This is a genomic window from Bacillus sp. UNC437CL72CviS29 (genome assembly GCF_000482345.1).
GTDB classification, from domain to species: Bacteria; Bacillota; Bacilli; order Bacillales; family Bacillaceae_G; genus Bacillus_A; species Bacillus_A arachidis.
In genome coordinates, this window is record NZ_AXVB01000003.1 from 190,410 (window position 1) to 207,308 (window position 16,899).

Genomic DNA, 16,899 nt, shown 5'->3' on the forward strand with positions numbered 1-16,899 from the left:
TAGTGGTAATCCCTTTTTCTTTATATTTCATTTAAGAAACTGAAACAGTTTTTTCTTTTTTCCATGAAAGCCCGAATCCTGTGAATCCAACGATAATTGTAACGATTGGGCAAGCTAAGCAGAAGATTGAGTATGGAACATAATCAATTGTTGGAACGCTTAGTACGTTTGCTAAGAAGACGCCGCTTACGCCCCATGGTACAAGAGGATTAACAACTGTGCCTGCATCTTCTAGTACGCGTGATAAATTACGGCGTTCTAAACCGACTTCATCGTATTTGTTAGCAAATGCTTGTCCTGTTAAAACGATAGATAAGTATTGCTCACCAAGCAAGAAGTTAACTCCAATTGCTGTTGAAGCGGTAGAAATAATTAAACGCGTGCTTGTCTTAACGAAATTAGAAATAATGTTCATAAGCTGAGTAATAATGCCCATTCCTTGTAGTAATCCACCCATAGAAAGAGCAAGGAAAATAAGTGCAATTGACATAAGCATACTTTGTAGCCCGCCGCGTGATAATAAGCTATCAATATCTTTTATGCCTGTCTTAGCAACATAGCCATCTTGCATAATTTTCATCAAATCAGAAAGTGATGTACCCGGCTTGAAAATAAAGAGAATGATAATGCCAGCTACAATGCCAGCAAGTAAAGTTGGAACAGCCGGTACTTTTTTAAATGCGCATACGAATAGTAATAGAATCGGAATAAGTGTGACGATTGAAATGATTGTATTCTTTTCTAACGCATTTGTAAAAGTAGAGAAATCAACATTTCCTGAAGAACCACTTCCTAAAGTGAAGAAAGCGATAAAGGCAATAATGAAAGCAGGAATTGTTGTCCAAAGCATGTTACGAATATGCTCAAATAGATCCACTCCTGTTACAGCAGGAGCTAAGTTTGTTGTATCCGATAAAGGAGACATCTTATCCCCGAAGAAAGCTCCAGAAACAATTGCACCAGCAATAAGTGCTGGATCGTATCCAAGAGCAGTGCCCATACCCATAAAAGCAAGTCCTACTGTCGCTGCTGTTGTAAAGGCGCTGCCAATACTTGTTCCAACAATTGCACAAACAACAAAGACTGTCGGAATGAAAACCTTTGGAGATACAAGCCCGAAGCCGTATACCATTAATGTTGGGATTGTTCCAGCGGCAATCCAAACACTAATTAGAACACCAACAAGTAAAAAGATGAAAATGGATGGAATGCCAGCTGAAATGCTACTTATCATTCCTTTTTCCATAGTAGACCAAGGGATTTTTTTAATAAATCCAAATGCTAATAGTACGATAATGCCAAATAGAATTGGAATGTGTGGTGATGTTCCTAATTGAATAACACTGAAGCCAATGCAGAAAAAGATTAAAAATGTTAAAAGAATAGATTCAATTTTTGAAATCATTGTTTGCTCCTCCTAATAATCTAAAATAGTTCTTTTTTATATAAAATTCGCCAATATTGTATATTTCCTTCTAAAATTTAGAATTTTGTGACAAATTACCGGTAATTGTTTAGCTTCATAAAAAAACGTCCCTGCATATAAATATGCAGGGACGAAAAAAATCGCGGTACCACCCTAGCTTGTGAAAAGAACGTAGCACAAAATAAAGGATCGTATAATATGCACCAACAGAAAATAAAAAACGCCCCTGCAGTATATGCAGGGACGAAAAATCGCGGTACCACCCTAAATTGTGAAACAGTTTCATTTCACCACTCTGTAGAAATAACGGTCCATAACCGTCTTTTACTACTCCCAACGTTTCGTAAAAGAAGCTCAAGGGGGTAATTCATAATTCGCTCTGTACTGGTTCGCACCGACCACCAGCTCTCTGAAATCAAGAAACGAAATACTACTAAATCCTATCATCGCCGATTCATATGATGTTAGTTAAATTTTTATCACACATCTGGATCATATGTCAACATATATGTTAATTATTTTTCAAAAGAAAATAATGTTAGAATATTTTTTTAATTCCTTGTTTGTGCGTTATAATGAAAAAAGAAAGGAGGGGAGTGAATGAAGAAAAAATTATTTCTTTTGACAACCTTACTTGTTCTTGGTGGGGGTGCTGGGATTTATACAGTATTTGCGGCATCACCAGATCAACCGAAATTACAGGTTGAGCAAAAAGTAGAAACAAAGGAATTAGAGAAAGTCAAAGAAGAAAAGAATAGAGAGAAAGCAGCTGATAAATTAGGCGTTTCTCTTGAAGGGAAAACAGAGAAAGAGATTCAAAAAGAGTTAAATACAGCAAGGTTTGAAAAGCGTCATGAGCTGCTTATAGAACATGCAAAGCAACTTGGGATTGATACTGAAGGAAAAAAAGATGAAGAGATTATTTTAGAAATCGGAAAGATTCAACATGGAAAATAAAGCGACTTATCTTATGATAAGTCGTTCTTTTTTAAGAACATTACCAACTGAAAAAATTGACAGCACTTCGTTTTTAATGTTAACTATATTTATATAAAAGTTAACATTAGGGGTGACAATTGTGACTGTGAGTCGTAATACAAGTAAAAAAATCGCTTATACATATGAAGAGTTAGCTGAAAAGAATAAAGCGTATGTGTGGCATCCATTTACACAAATGAAGGATTACTTAGCGGAAGATCCTGTTATTATTGAACGTGGAGAAGGACGTAAATTATACGATGTCAATGGAAATGGTTATTGGGATGGTGTTTCATCGATTTGGCTTAATGTTCATGGACACCAGGTACCTGAATTAGATGATGCAATTCGTGAACAATTAAATCAAGTTGCGCATTCTACTATGCTAGGACTTGCCAATGTACCATCTATTTTACTTGCAGAAAAGATTATTGAAGTTGTTCCAAAAGGTTTGAAAAAAGTATTTTATTCAGATTCTGGTTCTACAGCTGTTGAAATTGCAATCAAGATGGCGTTTCAATATTGGCAGCATAAAGGAAAAATTAAAAAGCAAAAGTTTATTACATTAAAAGAAGCATATCACGGAGATACAATCGGAGCTGTTTCAGTAGGAGCGATTGACTTGTTTCACCAAGTGTACAGTTCGCTCTTATTTGACACGATAAAAATGCCATATCCATATACATACCGTTCTCCTTATGGGGACGACAAAGAACAAATTGTACAAGAACATTTGAAGGAAATGGAAGAGCTATTAAAACAAAAACACGAAGAAGTTGCAGCGATTATTGTAGAACCGTTAATGCAAGGTGCAGGCGGTATGATTACAATGCCAAAAGGGTATTTAAAAGGCCTTCGGGATCTTTGTACAACATATAATGTTTTATTTATTACAGATGAAGTAGCGACAGGGTTTGGTCGTACTGGAAAAATGTTTGCTTGTGAACATGAAAATGTTACACCCGATATTTTAACAGCTGGAAAAGGCTTAACAGGTGGCTATTTACCAGTCGCTATTACTGTGACAACAGATGAAATTTATGATGCTTTTTTAGGTGACTATGAAGAGCAAAAAACATTTTTCCATGGCCATAGTTATACGGGCAATCCATTAGGTTGCGCTGTTGCAATTGCTAATCTAGAACTTTACGAAAAAAACAATCTAATAAATGATGTTGCATATAAAGCAGAATATGTAGGGAAACAGTTGGAAGCACTTTACGAATATAAGCATGTTGGAGATATTCGTCAGTGTGGATTGATGATTGGAATTGAACTTGTGAAAAATAAAGAAACGAAAGAGTCGTTTGAGTGGACGGAGCGAGTAGGCGTAGAAGTGTGTAAAAGGTCAAGAAAGCTAGGAATGATCTTACGCCCACTGGGTAACACAATTGTATTTATGCCACCACTAGCATCTAAGATAGATGAGATTGATGAAATGTTGCACATCTTATATCAAGCAATTGCAGATGTTACGGAGGGAGAATCATGAGTGGCTTTTTTATAACAGCAACGGATACGGAAGTTGGAAAAACAGTTGTTGCAGGTGCATTAGCAGGAGTGCTTAGAAATCGTGGGTATAACATAGGGGTATATAAACCATTGCAAAGTGGACACATCGCTTCTCATCCTGAAGGTGATGCTGCGAGATTGAAAATGGCATCAGGAGTGATGACAGAGACTGATAGTATTTGCCCTTATTCTATTGAAGAACCTCTCGCGCCAAGATTGGCAATGCAGCGAGCAGGAAGAAGTGTGACACTAGCACAAATTACCGCTCATTATAACGAGTTAATGACAGAGTTTGATAGTTTGTTTGTAGAAGGGGCAGGTGGTCTTGCTGTTCCGTATACAGAAGATGCGTTAGTGGTTGATTTTGCAAAGGAACTAAAATTACCACTTATTATTGTCGCGCGTCCAACGTTAGGTACTGTTAATCATACCGTTTTAACGATTTCGTATGCGAAAGCCCATGGTTTAACAGTTGCAGGTGTTATTTTATCCGGCTGTAAGGAATGTGAGAAGGAACGTGTGCAAGAGAATAAAGAAATGATTGAGGAGTTAAGTGGTATTCCAGTTTTGGGCTTACTACCAGAGCTTAGAGAAGGGGTTACGCGTGAAGAACTATTGAGAGCAGCAGAAGAAAATATCGCGATTTTAAATTTAGAGGAGTTTGTCAAACATGGATCAAACGTGGAATCTACACTTTCACTCTAGTTTAAGTCGTTTGAAAGAGAAATCACAATATCGACATGTAGTTATGACTGAGCAAGCTGAAGAAACATGGCTGATTAGGGATGGAAAACGTATGCTGAATTTAGCTTCGAATAACTATCTAGGCTTGGCGGGAGATAGAAGATTAAAAGAAGCATCTATTGTAGCGACAAAGCAATACGGAGTAGGAGCTACGGCGTCACGGCTTGTTGTAGGGAATTATTCACTATATGAAGAGGTAGAACAGAGCGTTTGTGATTGGAAAGAAACCGAAAAAGCAATCATTGTGAACAGTGGATATTCAGCAAATGTAGGGGCACTCTCTTCTTTAGTGAGTCGGCACGATATCGTTTTTAGCGATAAGTTAAATCATGCCAGTATTGTCGATGGAATTATGCTTAGTGGTGCGGAATATAAAAGGTATCGACATAATGATTTGGAACATTTGGAAAGATTGTTGCAAATGGCCCCTGTTGCAAAGAAAAAGTTAATCGTAACAGACACTGTTTTCAGCATGGATGGAGATGTTGCTCATCTAAAAGAATTGATTATGTTGAAAGAAAAATACGGAGCATTATTGATGGTTGATGAAGCGCATGCAGGTGGAATATACGGGAGACATGGTGCTGGTTTAGCTCATGTGGAGCAAGGACTTTCACAGAAAATTGACATTCATATGGGGACATTTAGTAAAGCGCTAGGATGTTATGGAGCATATTTAGCAGGTGATGCAATTTGCATTGATTATATGAAAAACATGATGAGAAGCTTCATTTTCACAACAGCATTACCACCAGGGACGCTCGGTGCAATGAAATGTGCAATTAAAATTGTTAAGGAAGATGAGGGAAGACGGCAGTGTCTCTTAGAAAATGGAGCGTATTTCCGCAATACTTTAGAGGAAATTGGCTTTAATATTGGCGATAGTTCAACTCATATTGTCCCAGTTATTGTCTCATCGAATGAAGCTGTGATACGTTTTAGCGAAAAATTGCAGGAAGCAGGAATTGCTGCAATTGCTATCAGGCCACCAACTGTTCCGCATAATAGTTCCCGAATTCGATTTGCAGTTACGTCTGAACATACAAAATCTGATTTACAATGGGCTACTCGGCAGATCATTCGAATTGGTAAAGAAGAGGGGGTACTCATATGAAACCGCCTCAGCTTATTTTCATTCCTGGATGGGGGATGGAAAAAAAAGTATGGGATTTATTACTTCCATATTTTCAAGAATATTCTGTTCGATATGTTGAATGGCGTAGTGTAAAAGTGGTTAATGATTTTGCAGATCGTATAGTAGAAGTTGCGGAAGAACAGGATGTAATTTTGATTGGATGGTCACTTGGTGCATTAGCTGCTCTTCAAGCATGTGATAGAGTGCGGACAAAAGGAATGATTTTAATAGGTGGTACGGCAAAGTTTACAGTGGATGAAAATTATGAGAGTGGATGGAGACATGCTTTTGTAGAACGGATGAAAAGAAGTTTGGTAAAGCAAAAGGACGATACATTGAAGCGCTTCTATAAAAGTATGTTTGCCAAACAAGAGCTAAAAGAGAGGGAACAATTTGAAGGCATTACAGAGCATTTTCAAGGTGATTCCATTGAATCTTTACAGATGGGGCTTGATTATTTAATAGAGGTGGATATGAGAAGTCAGCTAAAGTATGTAAAGACACCGATATTACTTCTTCATGGAGAACAGGATGCGATATGTCCACTATCTGCTGCTCGCTATATACAAAAAAATACGAATGGAACGCTTAAAGTAATAAATGGAGCGGGGCATGCACTTTGTGTAACGGATTTTGAATATTGCGTAAATGAAATAATCCAGTTTGTAGAGGGGATACAAAATGATCAACAAAACGTTATTACAAAAACGATTTAATGGGGCAGCAGTATCCTATGATCAATATGCAAATGTACAGAAAAAGATGGCGCAACAATTGCTCTCTATAATGAAAAAACACTACCAAAAGATGTCGTCCATTCGTATTTTAGAACTTGGATGTGGCACAGGGTATTTGACTGAACAATTGGCGGTTTCTTTTCCAAATGCAACAATTACCGCAATTGATTTTGCTGAAAGTATGATTGCTGTTGCGAAAACGAGAAGTTATGTGGAATCTGTGACATTTCGATGTGAAGATATTGAACATCTCACATTAAGCGAGTCATTTGATGTCATTATTTCAAGTGCGACATTTCAATGGTTAAACGATTTGCAAACAACGGTGAACAGTTTATATAGTCGTCATTTATGTGAAGATGGCTTATTGTTATTTTCGACGTTTGGAGAACAGACATTTAGGGAGCTTCATATAGCATTTCAAAGCGCTAAAGAAGAAAGAAATAGACAAAATGCTGCATCTGTTGGACAACGTTTTTTTACGAAAGAACAGCTGCAAGGTTTATGTGAAAGTGTAACAGGGGATGTTCATGTTTCTGAAACATGTTACATAGAGAAGTTTACTGAAGTTCGGGAGTTTCTACAATCCATTCGGAAAGTGGGAGCAACGAATAGTAATGCAGAATCATACTGTCAAATTCCCTCTATCTTTCGAACTATGCTTCGTATATACGAAAGAGATTTCACGGAAGAAGGGGAAATTGTAGCGACGTACCATGTTTTATTTGCGTATATTGAAAAAGAGGGGAAGAGGAAAAATGAAACAAGTACAAACAAAAGTAGATTGGAAACAAATTGCATCTGAAGTAGTAGAGGGTAGAAATATAACAAAAGAAGAAGCGGTAGCAATTTTAGAAGCAAACGACACAGAAGTATTAGAGATTATGAACGCAGCTTATGTCATCCGCCATCATTACTTTGGTAAAAAAGTGAAGTTAAATATGATTATTAATACGAAATCTGGACTATGTCCGGAGGATTGCGGATATTGCTCACAGTCTATCGTTTCAGAAGCGCCAATCGATAAGTATGCATGGTTAACACAAGAAAAAATCGTAGAGGGAGCTCACGAAGCAATTCGCCGTAAAGCAGGTACATACTGCATTGTTGCATCTGGTCGCCGTCCAACGGATAAAGAAGTAAATCATGTTATCGGTGCCGTAAAAGAAATTCGTGAAACAACAGATTTGAAAATTTGCTGCTGCTTAGGATTTTTAAATGAAGATCAAGCAGGGCGCTTAGCAGAAGCAGGTGTTCATCGTTATAATCATAATTTAAATACACATGCAAATAATTATGATAGCATTTGTTCAACACATACGTATGATGATCGCGTAGATACAGTCGAAAAAGCGAAGCAAGCGGGAATTTCTCCATGTTCTGGTGCAATCTTCGGAATGGGTGAAACGAAAGAGCAGCGCGTTGAAATTGCACTTGAATTAAAACGGATAGATGCGGATTCTATTCCATGTAACTTCCTTGTTGCTGTAAAAGGCACACCGCTTGAAGGACAGAAAGAATTAACACCATTAGAATGTTTAAAAACTCTCGCGATGATGCGCTTCGTGAATCCATCAAAAGAAATTCGAATTTCCGGTGGGCGTGAAATTAATTTGCGTTCTGTACAACCACTTGGTTTATTCGCAGCAAATTCAATCTTTGTTGGTGATTATTTAACAACAGAAGGACAAGAGCCAACAGCAGACTGGGGTATGATTGAGGATTTAGGGTTTGAGATTGAGGAGTGTGCGTTGTAAAAATGAGGGAGGAAAGCTCCTTTGTAGACTAGAATAATGAAATAAAAGTTACACAAAACAGCCATTGTTTCATGAAACAATGGCTGTTTTTAATTATAAAAGAAATAGATTATTTTACGGGATTTCATTGTAAATAAAATGTAATAAATTATCTTTAGTCCTTCAGATATGCGGATTTTTAGTGGAAAAATTAATTTCGTGGACGAATTTTCCAACCTGTAATTGTACAAAGTAAAGATGTAATTTACCTTGGGTTGGAGGATTTCACATGCACAAATATATATTAGCTATTATGACGTTTCTTATTTTATTAAAAGCGATAAGTACTGATCCTGTTAAAGCGGCTGAAAATCCAGAGCAGAAAGAAATGCAGCAAAGAATTGAACAGCATTTTCGAACAAAAGCTGAGCATTTTGGTATTGAAACTGAGGGGAAAGACTTAAAAGAGGTGCGGAAAGAAATTCATATTGTAGAGGAAGAAAAAAGGCGAGAAAATGTGTGGAAAACCGCTCAAAATCTTCGTATTAAAACAGAAGGAAAAACAATGGATGAATTGATACAAGATGTGCGGAAAAAAGTAAAAAAATAAAAAGAGGCCGAAGCCTCTTTTTATGCCCATTGTTTGGATAAATGAGCCATTTCAATCGCAGCAACTGCCGATTCATAGCCTTTGTTACCAGCTTTCGTACCAGCCCGTTCAATGGCTTGTTCAATTGTTTCAGTTGTTAATACACCGAAAATAACTGGGATGTCTGTTTGTAATGATAAAGAGGCAACGCCTTTTGCAACTTCATTACAAACATAATCATAATGAGTTGTAGCACCACGAATGACTGTTCCTAGTGTAATGACAGCATCGTATTTGCCGCTACCAGCCATTTTCTTTGCGATTAATGGAATTTCAAATGCACCTGGAACCCATGCGACATCAATATCGTTTTCTTCTACCCCATGGCGCTTCAACCCATCTAATGCGCCTCCTAATAGTTTGCTTGTAATAAATTCATTAAAGCGTCCAACCACAACTCCGACTTTTAATCCTGTACCAACTAAATGACCTTCGAATACCATATTATATCTCTCCCTTTATATATTATAAACTTAGTAAATGACCTAATTTTTCTAATTTTGTTTGTAAATATACTTTATTTTCTTCTTTTGTTGGCATTTGTAACGGTACACGTTCCACAACTTCTAAATCATACCCTTGCAAGCCGGCAATTTTTCTTGGATTATTTGTTAATAAACGCAATTGCTGTAAGCCTAGATCTTTTAAGATTTGAGCACCAATGCCGTAATCGCGAAGATCTGCAGGAAACCCTAATTTTTCATTTGCTTCAACTGTATCTAATCCTTCTTCTTGTAATTTGTATGCACGGAGCTTATTTAACAGCCCAATCCCGCGACCTTCTTGGCGCATATAAAGAAGAACGCCTTTTCCTTCTCGTTCAATTTGAGCGAGGGCGGCATGGAGCTGTGGGCCACAATCGCAACGGCATGAGCCGAAAACATCGCCAGTTAAACATTCAGAATGAACACGAACGAGAACAGGTTCATCAGTAGAGATGTCTCCTTTTACGAGAGCGATATGTTCTTTTTGATCAAGCGAGTTGGAATAACCAATTGCATGAAATGTACCGAAATCTGTTGGTAATGTAATTTCAACTTCCCTTGTTACGAGTGTTTCATGATGGCGGCGATAAGCAATTAAATCTTCAATCGTAATCATTTTTATATCAAATTGTTCTGCAACTTGTACTAAATCAGGAACACGTGCCATCGTACCGTCTTCTTTTATAATTTCACAAATGACCCCTGCTGGTCCCGCACCGCATAATTTTGCTAAATCAACAGCTGCTTCTGTATGGCCAGCGCGGCGCAGTACTCCGCCTTCCTTTGCAATTAAAGGGAAAATATGCCCTGGACGATTAAAATCTGTTCCTTTTGATGTTGGATTTAATAACTCGTGTACAGTTGTCGCGCGTTCGTAAGCACTAATACCTGTTGTTGTAGAAACGTGGTCAATACTTACTGTGAACGCAGTATGATGGGAATCTGTATTATGAGAAACCATAGGTTCTAACTGTAAGCGTTCTGCATATTGCTCTGTAATCGGTACGCAGACAAGACCACGGCCATGTGTAATCATAAAATTAATTGTTTCAGGTGTGATGTTCTCTGCTAAAGCGATGAAATCTCCTTCGTTTTCACGGCTTTCATCATCACATACAATAATGACTTTTCCTTGTTTTAAATCTTCTAGTGCTTCTTCAATACGATGAAACATTGTGCTTCCTCCTTATAGAAATCCGTTTTCTTGTAAAAAGCTCTCTGTAACCGAACTGCTCTGTTTCTTGGGCTTTGAAATGAAACGCTCAATATATTTTCCAATCATGTCACATTCAATATTTACGATGTCTCCAGCTGCTTTTTCCCCAATAATAGATGCACTTACTGTATGCGGAATGAGCGAAATGGTAATGGAAGATTCATCTATATCAAATATCGTTAAGCTTGTGCCATCAACAGCTATCGATCCTTTGTGTAAACAATAACGGAGCAAATCATCTGGAATTTCAATTTTGTAATATATCGCATTATAGTGCTGTTTTTTACTTACAATGGTTCCAATTCCATCAATATGCCCTGTGACGAAATGGCCACCAAAACGCCCGTTTGCAGCCATTGCTCGTTCTAAATTCACTTTAGAACGGGTACCGAGCATACGGAGTGATGTCGCTCGCATTGTTTCCGGCATGGCATCAACAGTAAACGAAGACGCTGTAAAAGAAGTGACGGTTAAACAGATTCCATTTACAGCGATACTGTCTCCTGATCTTACATCTGACAAGATTGTATTTGCGGTAATTGTTAGCCTCATGGCCTCTCCGCTTTGACTTATATTCGAAACAGTTCCAAGCTCTTCTACAATTCCTGTAAACATGCAAGCACCTCATTTCGCACTGTAGCGACGATTTTTATATCATCACCAAGTTGTTTCATCTCTTGAATTTGCAAAGAAATTGCATCTTGTAGCTTGTTAAATCCGGTGCCACCAAACATAGTTGGAGAGGCTTTTCCACCAATTAATTTAGGGCTTATATAAGTTACAATTTCATTAAAACACTTTGCTTCTAAAAAGCTCGCATGCACGGATTGTCCACCTTCAACAAAGAGTGAAAGAATTTGTTTTTCACCAAGAAGGAGGAGGAGATCACGTATTTCAATTTGGCTCGTCTGCATTTGAAGTACAGATACTGCCTGAGATTCGTAGGTGGCTATTTTTTCTTTCTTTACATCTTTTCCAACAATAATCCATGTTTGCGCTATCCCGTCTGTTATGACATGAGAGGATCGCGGCGTTCGTAAATGTGTATCTAAAATAATTCGAATCGGATGCTTGCCTCCGTTTGGAAGACGTGTTGTTAAAGATGGATTATCAGCTATAACAGTATTGACTCCAACAAGGATGGCATCGTGCGTATGACGATATTGATGAACATCTTCGCGAGCTATTTCACCTGTAATCCATCTGCTTTCTCCAGTAGTAGTAGCTATTTTTCCATCTAAACTCATTGCTGTTTTTATTGTTACAAACGGTAGTTTTGTATTCATATAGTGGAAAAAGTAGCGATTTAATGTGATGGCTTCCTCTTCAAGAACACCGGTAGTTACACAAATACCTGCCGCTTGTAAACGTTTTGCGCCGTTACCTGAAACGAGCGGATTGCAATCAAGTGTAGCAATTACTACACGCTTCACTTTTTTTTCAATGAGTAGATCGCAGCACGGCGGAGTTTTTCCAAAATGACTGCACGGCTCTAACGTTATATATACAGTGGATCCATTTGCTTTGTCACCAGCCGTACGAAGAGCATGAACTTCAGCGTGTTCCTCACCTGCGCGCAGATGTGCTCCCATTCCAACGATGTTTCCATCTTTTACAACAACAGCGCCGACCATTGGATTTGGACTTGTTTGCCCTGCAGTGCTTTGTGCTAACTGTAAGGCGATCTTCATATATTCTTGGTCTGTCATTCTTTTCACCTCTCCTAAGAAAAATCAAAAAACCCCAAGGATTAATATCCTTGGGGTTTGGGAGACGTGATTTCTAGAAGTATAGCTCGAATACGAAAGTATAAGAAAGAAACCTAACGATGATTGATATTTTTGCATGAGAAAAAAACCTAGCAAACTATCAATTTTCATACGCTAGTCGTATCTTTTTATTTCAGCATAGAAAAATAGGTATATGAAAGAAAACACATACAGTGATTCAAAACGAATCAGTACACATGTGTACGCCAAAATAAAAGTGTATTCGCTATATAAGAACTAGAAAACATATCCTTCTCCCATCCAGACTATACTGTCGGCCCTAGAATTTCACTAGATCCACCGTTTCCAAGAGTGAAAACGGGTCACGGACTTAGAAGTGTGCACTTCATCACCGCCGGTTGGGAATTTCACCCGACCCCGAAGGATGCTGTTTGCTCACATTATAGCACAAAAAAGAAAAAAGGATAGTAAAAAATATTTGAATGTGAAGAATTGCATGAAAATGAAGGGAGGGATAAAGTTTGTTATACTAGCATGAGAAAGATTTCAGTGCATACATAAATGAGGTGAGGATATGAAATATATTGCAGTAGGAATCGGTGGTGTTATTGGGGCTTTAGCTCGGTATGGATTAGGACAATGGATTGATACTCCTTCAGTCGATTCTTTTCCGCTGGCAACATGGATAGCGAATATGATTGGTAGTTTTTTATTAGCATTTTTAACGATGTATTTATTTCGTATGAAACATGTTTCACAAACGATAATGAGTAGCGTTGGAACAGGAATGCTTGGATCTTTTACTACTTTTTCAACATTTAGCATGGAGACATTAAAATTAATGCAACATGAAGCATTTTTTATGGCATTTTATTATGTAAGTACAAGTATAGTTGGAGGATTGCTTTTGTCTTTATTTGGATTTTATCTTGGGAATACACTATATGAAAAAAGCATGAAGAAAGAAGGAGCGCTATGAATATTTTACTTATAGGAATCGGTGGCTTTTGCGGAGCTGTTGCTAGATTCTCTATTAGTAATGTAATGAAAAAAAAATACGGGAATGTATTCCCGTATGGAACATTATTTGTAAATATAGTTGGATCATTCTTACTGGGTCTGTTGTATGGAGCTAATGTGAGTAATACATGGTTATTATTATGCGGAACAGGGTTTATGGGGGCATTTACGACCTTTTCAACATTTAAGTTTGAATTGGTTCAATTAATACATAAACGTGAGGGACAAAAGGCGTTATTATATTTAGTAATGAGTTATATAATAGGCATTTTTTGTGCGTTTCTAGGTTTTTATATAGGATATTTATAAGAAGCATGCGCAAATCATTTTGCATGCTTCTCGTATTATTATTCCTTTGGTGCTCGAACGACAGACTCAAATTTTCCTTTATGTGAAGCATCACAATAAGGCATATTTTTTGATAAGCCGCAGCGACATAAAGAAAATGCAGGCTTTGCAGGGAAAGCATTCCCTTGTGAGTCGATTAATTCCACATCCCCTGTAATGCGAAATGAACCATTATCATTCACTTTAATTTGAACTTTTGCCAACGTTATCCCTCCCTTCCAAACGCTTATGTTCATCATATAATTACAGGAAGTACTTGACAATAGAAAACTGTACTTTGTATGTAGTGGAAGAGAATGTTATAATAACGTTTATAACTGAAATACAGTAAGGTGACGAAATATGAATAAACAATTACGTACATTACAAAATATTGCAAATGAGCGCACTTGGGCATCGTTTTTAAATGATAATCATCCATATAGCTTACTTCATTGGTCGATTGCAGGTGCGGGACAAGAGCCTAAAGATGTGTGGCTACTTCAAGATGAAGTAACATTTCAAACGACAGAATTTCAAACGCTCGAAGAAGCGGTAAAATGGATCTCTGAAAATATGGAACAAGTTACAGATGTGTTAGGGCAATAAAGTGACAAAAAACAGGCTTATGCAAGCCTGTTTTTTGTTTCTTTCACATATGTTTTTAAGAATTGATCCACTGCAGCTTCATACTCTTGCCGGTTCTCATTATAAGAGCAAGCGTGTGCACCGTGTTCTGCAATAAAGAGCTGTTTATTATTTTCTTTCGCTTCATAAAGTGCTTTTGTCATATCACATAAAATATAGTCATCGTCTTTACTGTGAATAAAAAGAACTGGATTATTTATGTTTTTTACACAATCGATTGGAGAAACTTCTCGTATTGTATAACCGTCCCGTACTTTTAAAAAGGCATTTGCTAATGGTAGTAGCGGCCATTTCGGTAAATGGAATTCGACTTTTAAGCGATGTTGTAGCTGGCCATAAAAGTCAGAGAATGGACAATCTGCAATATAAAAATCAGCACCATCTTCCACCATTCCTGCATATTGAAGGAGTGTCGCAGCCCCCATCGATTCTCCATGAATGCCCAGTATAATATTTGTTCCAAAACGGTCTTTTAGCCAATCAACTACCGTCTTTAAATCATGTTTTTCATAATAGCCATAACTTGTCGTTTTACCACCGGTTTTACCATGGCGACGGTGATCATAAATAAATACGTTATATCCTCTGTTTAAAAATAAATTTGCATATTTGACAGAGTTTATTTTATTTACGGTTACACCGTGACAAAAAATCATAAACTTATTAGAATTGCCTGCAGAAATGTAATACCCGTGAATTTCATATTTAAATTGAGATGGAATACGAACCTCTTCTTTTGGAATGGCATTAAAATCCTCTAAGCGAAAATGTTTTTTTGTTTCACGCTCTAAAATTTCTTCTTCTGTTTTTTTCTTTAAGTACATTACTTTATTCGTAAAGAAAATACCGATACCAATTAAGGCTCCCATTATGGTTAGCAATGCTGTAAAAAAACGTTTCATACCTCATCCTCCACATACCTCTACATATGATACTCTTATATTGTATCATAATGATGTAAAAAGGGGAGAGAGTGAACCATGATTCAAATACAAAAAATTACAGAAGAAATGAGAGGAACAATTGCGCTATTTATGCGTGAAAATTGGGGAAGCACGCTGATGGTTTCACGTGGAAGAGCACATCAGTTAGATCAATTACCCGGTTTTATTGCAATTGAAGATAACAGAATAATAGGAATTATTACATATGAAATAAGAGGAAATGATTGTGAGATTGTTTCATTAGATAGCTTTAAGGAGAAAAAGGGAACTGGAACGAAACTTGTAGAGTATGTAATTGATATTGCCAAAAAACAATGTTGTAAAAAGGTGTGGCTTATTACGACAAACGATAACACGAATGCACTTCGTTTCTATCAGAAACGTGATTTTATCATGACTAACTTATACATAGATGCGGTTAAGGAGGCGAGGAAGATAAAGCGAGAAATTCCTCTCATTGGTTATGACAATATTACGATTTCACATGAAATTCAACTAGAAAAAATGAATATATAAAATCACTCTTTACATATGTTGAAGATGGAAAATGTAAGGAGTAAGAAGTATTCGTGTAACAATTTTCAGAAATATAGAATAATAATATTGACGAATGTCCTACTTTGTTTTAGGTTTGAATTGTAAGCTATTACCATATTAAGGGGTGAAGATGTGGCAACCATACGTGATGTTGCAAAATCGGCCGGTGTTTCAGTCGCAACCGTTTCACGAGTAATTAACGAAAAAGGGTATGTCCATGAGGATACAGTCAAACAAGTAAAACAAGCAATTGAAGAGTTACAGTATAAACCTAATGCTGTAGCGAAGGCATTATTTAAAAAATCTTCGACAATGATTGCTATATTAGTATCAAATTTAGAAAATCCATCATATATAACATTGCTTCGTTCGGTAGAAGAGGCTGTATATAAAGAGGGATATCAAATTGTTATTTGTAACATAGGAAATAAGAGTGATTATATAGATATACTAATGCAAAATAATATTGCTGGTGTTATTATGACGAACGACATATTCAAGCGGCTGAATAATATTTCCATTCCGTTTGTCATACTTGATGAAGCAGGAGAGCTTTCTACATATTACGAAAGTGCTAGAAAGGCAGTTGTTTTGTTAAAAGAAAAAGGTTGTCATTTTCTTGCTTATATGGGAGAAGAGGTAGAAGATGAGACAATGGAAGAACATGTATCTGGATTTTTAGATGCAGTTTGGGAAGAGGGTCTTGCTTATCGAAAAGAAAGAATAGAGGGACCTGAAGAAAAACAAATTATTGAATTGTTACGAAAGTATCCATATATTGATGGTATTGTGGCTTCTAGTGATGCTGTTGCAATTGCAGTCGTCCGTGCAGCAAGCTATCTTGGTATTCATATACCTGAGCGTTTGCAGGTTGTTGGTTTTAAAGGAAGTTTACAAGGTGAATGGGTTATGCCATCTTTGACAACGATTGGAAGGTCTTTTGAAAAACAAGGAGTACTAGCTGTTCAAAGCTTAGTAGGAAAAATAAAGAAGAAACAAGTAAAACATGAGGAAGTGCAGGAAGAAGAGTTTCTATTAATTGAACGAGAATCGACAAAGTAAAAGGTGCGTCCAA

Annotated in this window: 20 protein-coding genes, 1 riboswitch and 1 other annotated feature; of the genes, 13 read left to right on the forward strand and 7 right to left on the reverse strand. The window is 37.1% G+C overall.

The window, feature by feature from the left end; genetic code table 11:
- Nucleotides 1-31: 31 nt before the first annotated feature.
- On the reverse strand, nucleotides 32-1,405 hold the full coding sequence (nhaC, locus tag M014_RS0101095) for a Na+/H+ antiporter NhaC (protein ID WP_026590043.1): 1,374 nt from the start codon (nucleotides 1,403-1,405) through the stop codon (nucleotides 32-34).
- 257 nt (nucleotides 1,406-1,662) lie between these two features.
- Nucleotides 1,663-1,882, reverse strand: a binding site (T-box leader).
- Nucleotides 1,883-2,026: 144 nt separating this feature from the next.
- On the opposite strand from nhaC, the gene M014_RS0101100 reads away from it, so the two are divergent.
- The 8 genes from M014_RS0101100 to M014_RS0101135 all read left to right on the forward strand — a co-directional run bounded on the left by M014_RS0101100 (nucleotide 2,027) and on the right by M014_RS0101135 (nucleotide 8,878).
- Nucleotides 2,027-2,383 (forward strand): hypothetical protein, encoded by a 357-nt coding sequence (locus M014_RS0101100; protein WP_026590044.1) that lies wholly within the window; start codon nucleotides 2,027-2,029, stop codon nucleotides 2,381-2,383.
- Between the two features lie 121 nt (nucleotides 2,384-2,504).
- Nucleotides 2,505-3,896: an adenosylmethionine--8-amino-7-oxononanoate transaminase gene (bioA, locus tag M014_RS0101105; protein WP_026590045.1), complete on the forward strand. Its 1,392-nt coding sequence runs from the start codon at nucleotides 2,505-2,507 to the stop codon at nucleotides 3,894-3,896.
- Nucleotides 3,893-4,621, forward strand: a complete 729-nt coding sequence (bioD, locus tag M014_RS0101110) for a dethiobiotin synthase (RefSeq protein WP_026590046.1) — start codon at nucleotides 3,893-3,895, stop codon at nucleotides 4,619-4,621. Before bioA ends, bioD begins: the two co-directional genes overlap by 4 nt.
- Nucleotides 4,587-5,774: an 8-amino-7-oxononanoate synthase gene (bioF, locus tag M014_RS0101115; protein ID WP_026590047.1), complete on the forward strand. Its 1,188-nt coding sequence runs from the start codon at nucleotides 4,587-4,589 to the stop codon at nucleotides 5,772-5,774. The genes bioD and bioF overlap by 35 nt, the downstream gene beginning before the upstream one ends.
- The gene (locus M014_RS0101120) at nucleotides 5,771-6,511 is read left to right on the forward strand and encodes an alpha/beta fold hydrolase (protein WP_026590048.1); all 741 of its coding nucleotides are present in this window, start codon (nucleotides 5,771-5,773) and stop codon (nucleotides 6,509-6,511) included. The genes bioF and M014_RS0101120 overlap by 4 nt, the downstream gene beginning before the upstream one ends.
- Nucleotides 6,477-7,337 carry a malonyl-ACP O-methyltransferase BioC gene (gene bioC / locus M014_RS0101125; RefSeq protein ID WP_026590049.1) on the forward strand — a complete coding sequence of 287 codons (861 nt, stop codon included), beginning with the start codon at nucleotides 6,477-6,479 and terminating at the stop codon, nucleotides 7,335-7,337. Before M014_RS0101120 ends, bioC begins: the two co-directional genes overlap by 35 nt.
- A complete protein-coding gene (bioB, locus tag M014_RS0101130; protein WP_026590050.1) occupies nucleotides 7,291-8,289 on the forward strand; it encodes a biotin synthase BioB in 999 nt (332 codons plus the stop codon). The genes bioC and bioB overlap by 47 nt, the downstream gene beginning before the upstream one ends.
- 268 nt (nucleotides 8,290-8,557) lie before the next feature.
- A complete protein-coding gene (locus M014_RS0101135; protein ID WP_026590051.1) occupies nucleotides 8,558-8,878 on the forward strand; it encodes a hypothetical protein in 321 nt (106 codons plus the stop codon).
- A 20-nt stretch (nucleotides 8,879-8,898) separates the two neighbouring features.
- On the opposite strand, the gene ribH is transcribed toward M014_RS0101135, so the two are convergent.
- The 4 genes from ribH to ribD are packed head-to-tail and all read right to left on the reverse strand — an operon-like array spanning nucleotide 8,899 to nucleotide 12,327.
- Nucleotides 8,899-9,360, reverse strand: coding sequence for a 6,7-dimethyl-8-ribityllumazine synthase (gene ribH, locus M014_RS0101140; RefSeq protein ID WP_026590052.1), 462 nt, complete (start codon nucleotides 9,358-9,360; stop codon nucleotides 8,899-8,901).
- Nucleotides 9,361-9,382: 22 nt separating this feature from the next.
- Nucleotides 9,383-10,576: a bifunctional 3,4-dihydroxy-2-butanone-4-phosphate synthase/GTP cyclohydrolase II gene (locus tag M014_RS0101145; RefSeq protein ID WP_026590053.1), complete on the reverse strand. Its 1,194-nt coding sequence runs from the start codon at nucleotides 10,574-10,576 to the stop codon at nucleotides 9,383-9,385.
- Nucleotides 10,577-10,588: 12 nt separating this feature from the next.
- On the reverse strand, nucleotides 10,589-11,233 hold the full coding sequence (gene ribE, locus M014_RS0101150; protein WP_026590054.1) for a riboflavin synthase: 645 nt from the start codon (nucleotides 11,231-11,233) through the stop codon (nucleotides 10,589-10,591).
- Nucleotides 11,215-12,327 carry a bifunctional diaminohydroxyphosphoribosylaminopyrimidine deaminase/5-amino-6-(5-phosphoribosylamino)uracil reductase RibD gene (gene ribD / locus M014_RS0101155; protein ID WP_026590055.1) on the reverse strand — a complete coding sequence of 371 codons (1,113 nt, stop codon included), beginning with the start codon at nucleotides 12,325-12,327 and terminating at the stop codon, nucleotides 11,215-11,217. The genes ribE and ribD overlap by 19 nt, the downstream gene beginning before the upstream one ends.
- A 305-nt stretch (nucleotides 12,328-12,632) precedes the next feature.
- Nucleotides 12,633-12,777, reverse strand: a riboswitch (FMN riboswitch).
- Nucleotides 12,778-12,922: 145 nt separating this feature from the next.
- Here ribD and crcB (M014_RS0101160) point away from each other — a divergent pair.
- Nucleotides 12,923-13,327, forward strand: a complete 405-nt coding sequence (gene crcB / locus M014_RS0101160; protein ID WP_026590056.1) for a fluoride efflux transporter CrcB — start codon at nucleotides 12,923-12,925, stop codon at nucleotides 13,325-13,327.
- On the forward strand, nucleotides 13,324-13,677 hold the full coding sequence (gene crcB, locus M014_RS0101165) for a fluoride efflux transporter CrcB (RefSeq protein WP_026590057.1): 354 nt from the start codon (nucleotides 13,324-13,326) through the stop codon (nucleotides 13,675-13,677). Before crcB (M014_RS0101160) ends, crcB (M014_RS0101165) begins: the two co-directional genes overlap by 4 nt.
- 38 nt (nucleotides 13,678-13,715) lie before the next feature.
- Here crcB (M014_RS0101165) and M014_RS0101170 read toward each other — a convergent pair whose 3' ends face one another.
- Complete coding sequence (locus tag M014_RS0101170; RefSeq protein ID WP_081810940.1) at nucleotides 13,716-13,955, reverse strand: CDGSH iron-sulfur domain-containing protein; 240 nt, start codon at nucleotides 13,953-13,955, stop codon at nucleotides 13,716-13,718.
- Between the two features lie 103 nt (nucleotides 13,956-14,058).
- Here M014_RS0101170 and M014_RS0101175 point away from each other — a divergent pair, with 103 nt between their 5' ends.
- Nucleotides 14,059-14,304 carry a DUF2552 family protein gene (locus M014_RS0101175; RefSeq protein WP_026590059.1) on the forward strand — a complete coding sequence of 82 codons (246 nt, stop codon included), beginning with the start codon at nucleotides 14,059-14,061 and terminating at the stop codon, nucleotides 14,302-14,304.
- Nucleotides 14,305-14,321: 17 nt separating this feature from the next.
- Here the strand turns inward: M014_RS0101175 and M014_RS0101180 are convergent, their stop codons facing one another.
- Nucleotides 14,322-15,245 (reverse strand): alpha/beta hydrolase, encoded by a 924-nt coding sequence (locus M014_RS0101180; RefSeq protein ID WP_026590060.1) that lies wholly within the window; start codon nucleotides 15,243-15,245, stop codon nucleotides 14,322-14,324.
- A 78-nt stretch (nucleotides 15,246-15,323) separates the two neighbouring features.
- Here M014_RS0101180 and M014_RS0101185 point away from each other — a divergent pair, with 78 nt between their 5' ends.
- Together M014_RS0101185 and M014_RS0101190 are read left to right on the forward strand one after the other, a co-directional pair.
- Nucleotides 15,324-15,803 (forward strand): GNAT family N-acetyltransferase, encoded by a 480-nt coding sequence (locus M014_RS0101185; RefSeq protein WP_026590061.1) that lies wholly within the window; start codon nucleotides 15,324-15,326, stop codon nucleotides 15,801-15,803.
- Between the two features lie 153 nt (nucleotides 15,804-15,956).
- Nucleotides 15,957-16,886, forward strand: a complete 930-nt coding sequence (locus M014_RS0101190) for a LacI family DNA-binding transcriptional regulator (protein WP_026590062.1) — start codon at nucleotides 15,957-15,959, stop codon at nucleotides 16,884-16,886.
- Nucleotides 16,887-16,899: the final 13 nt, after the last annotated feature.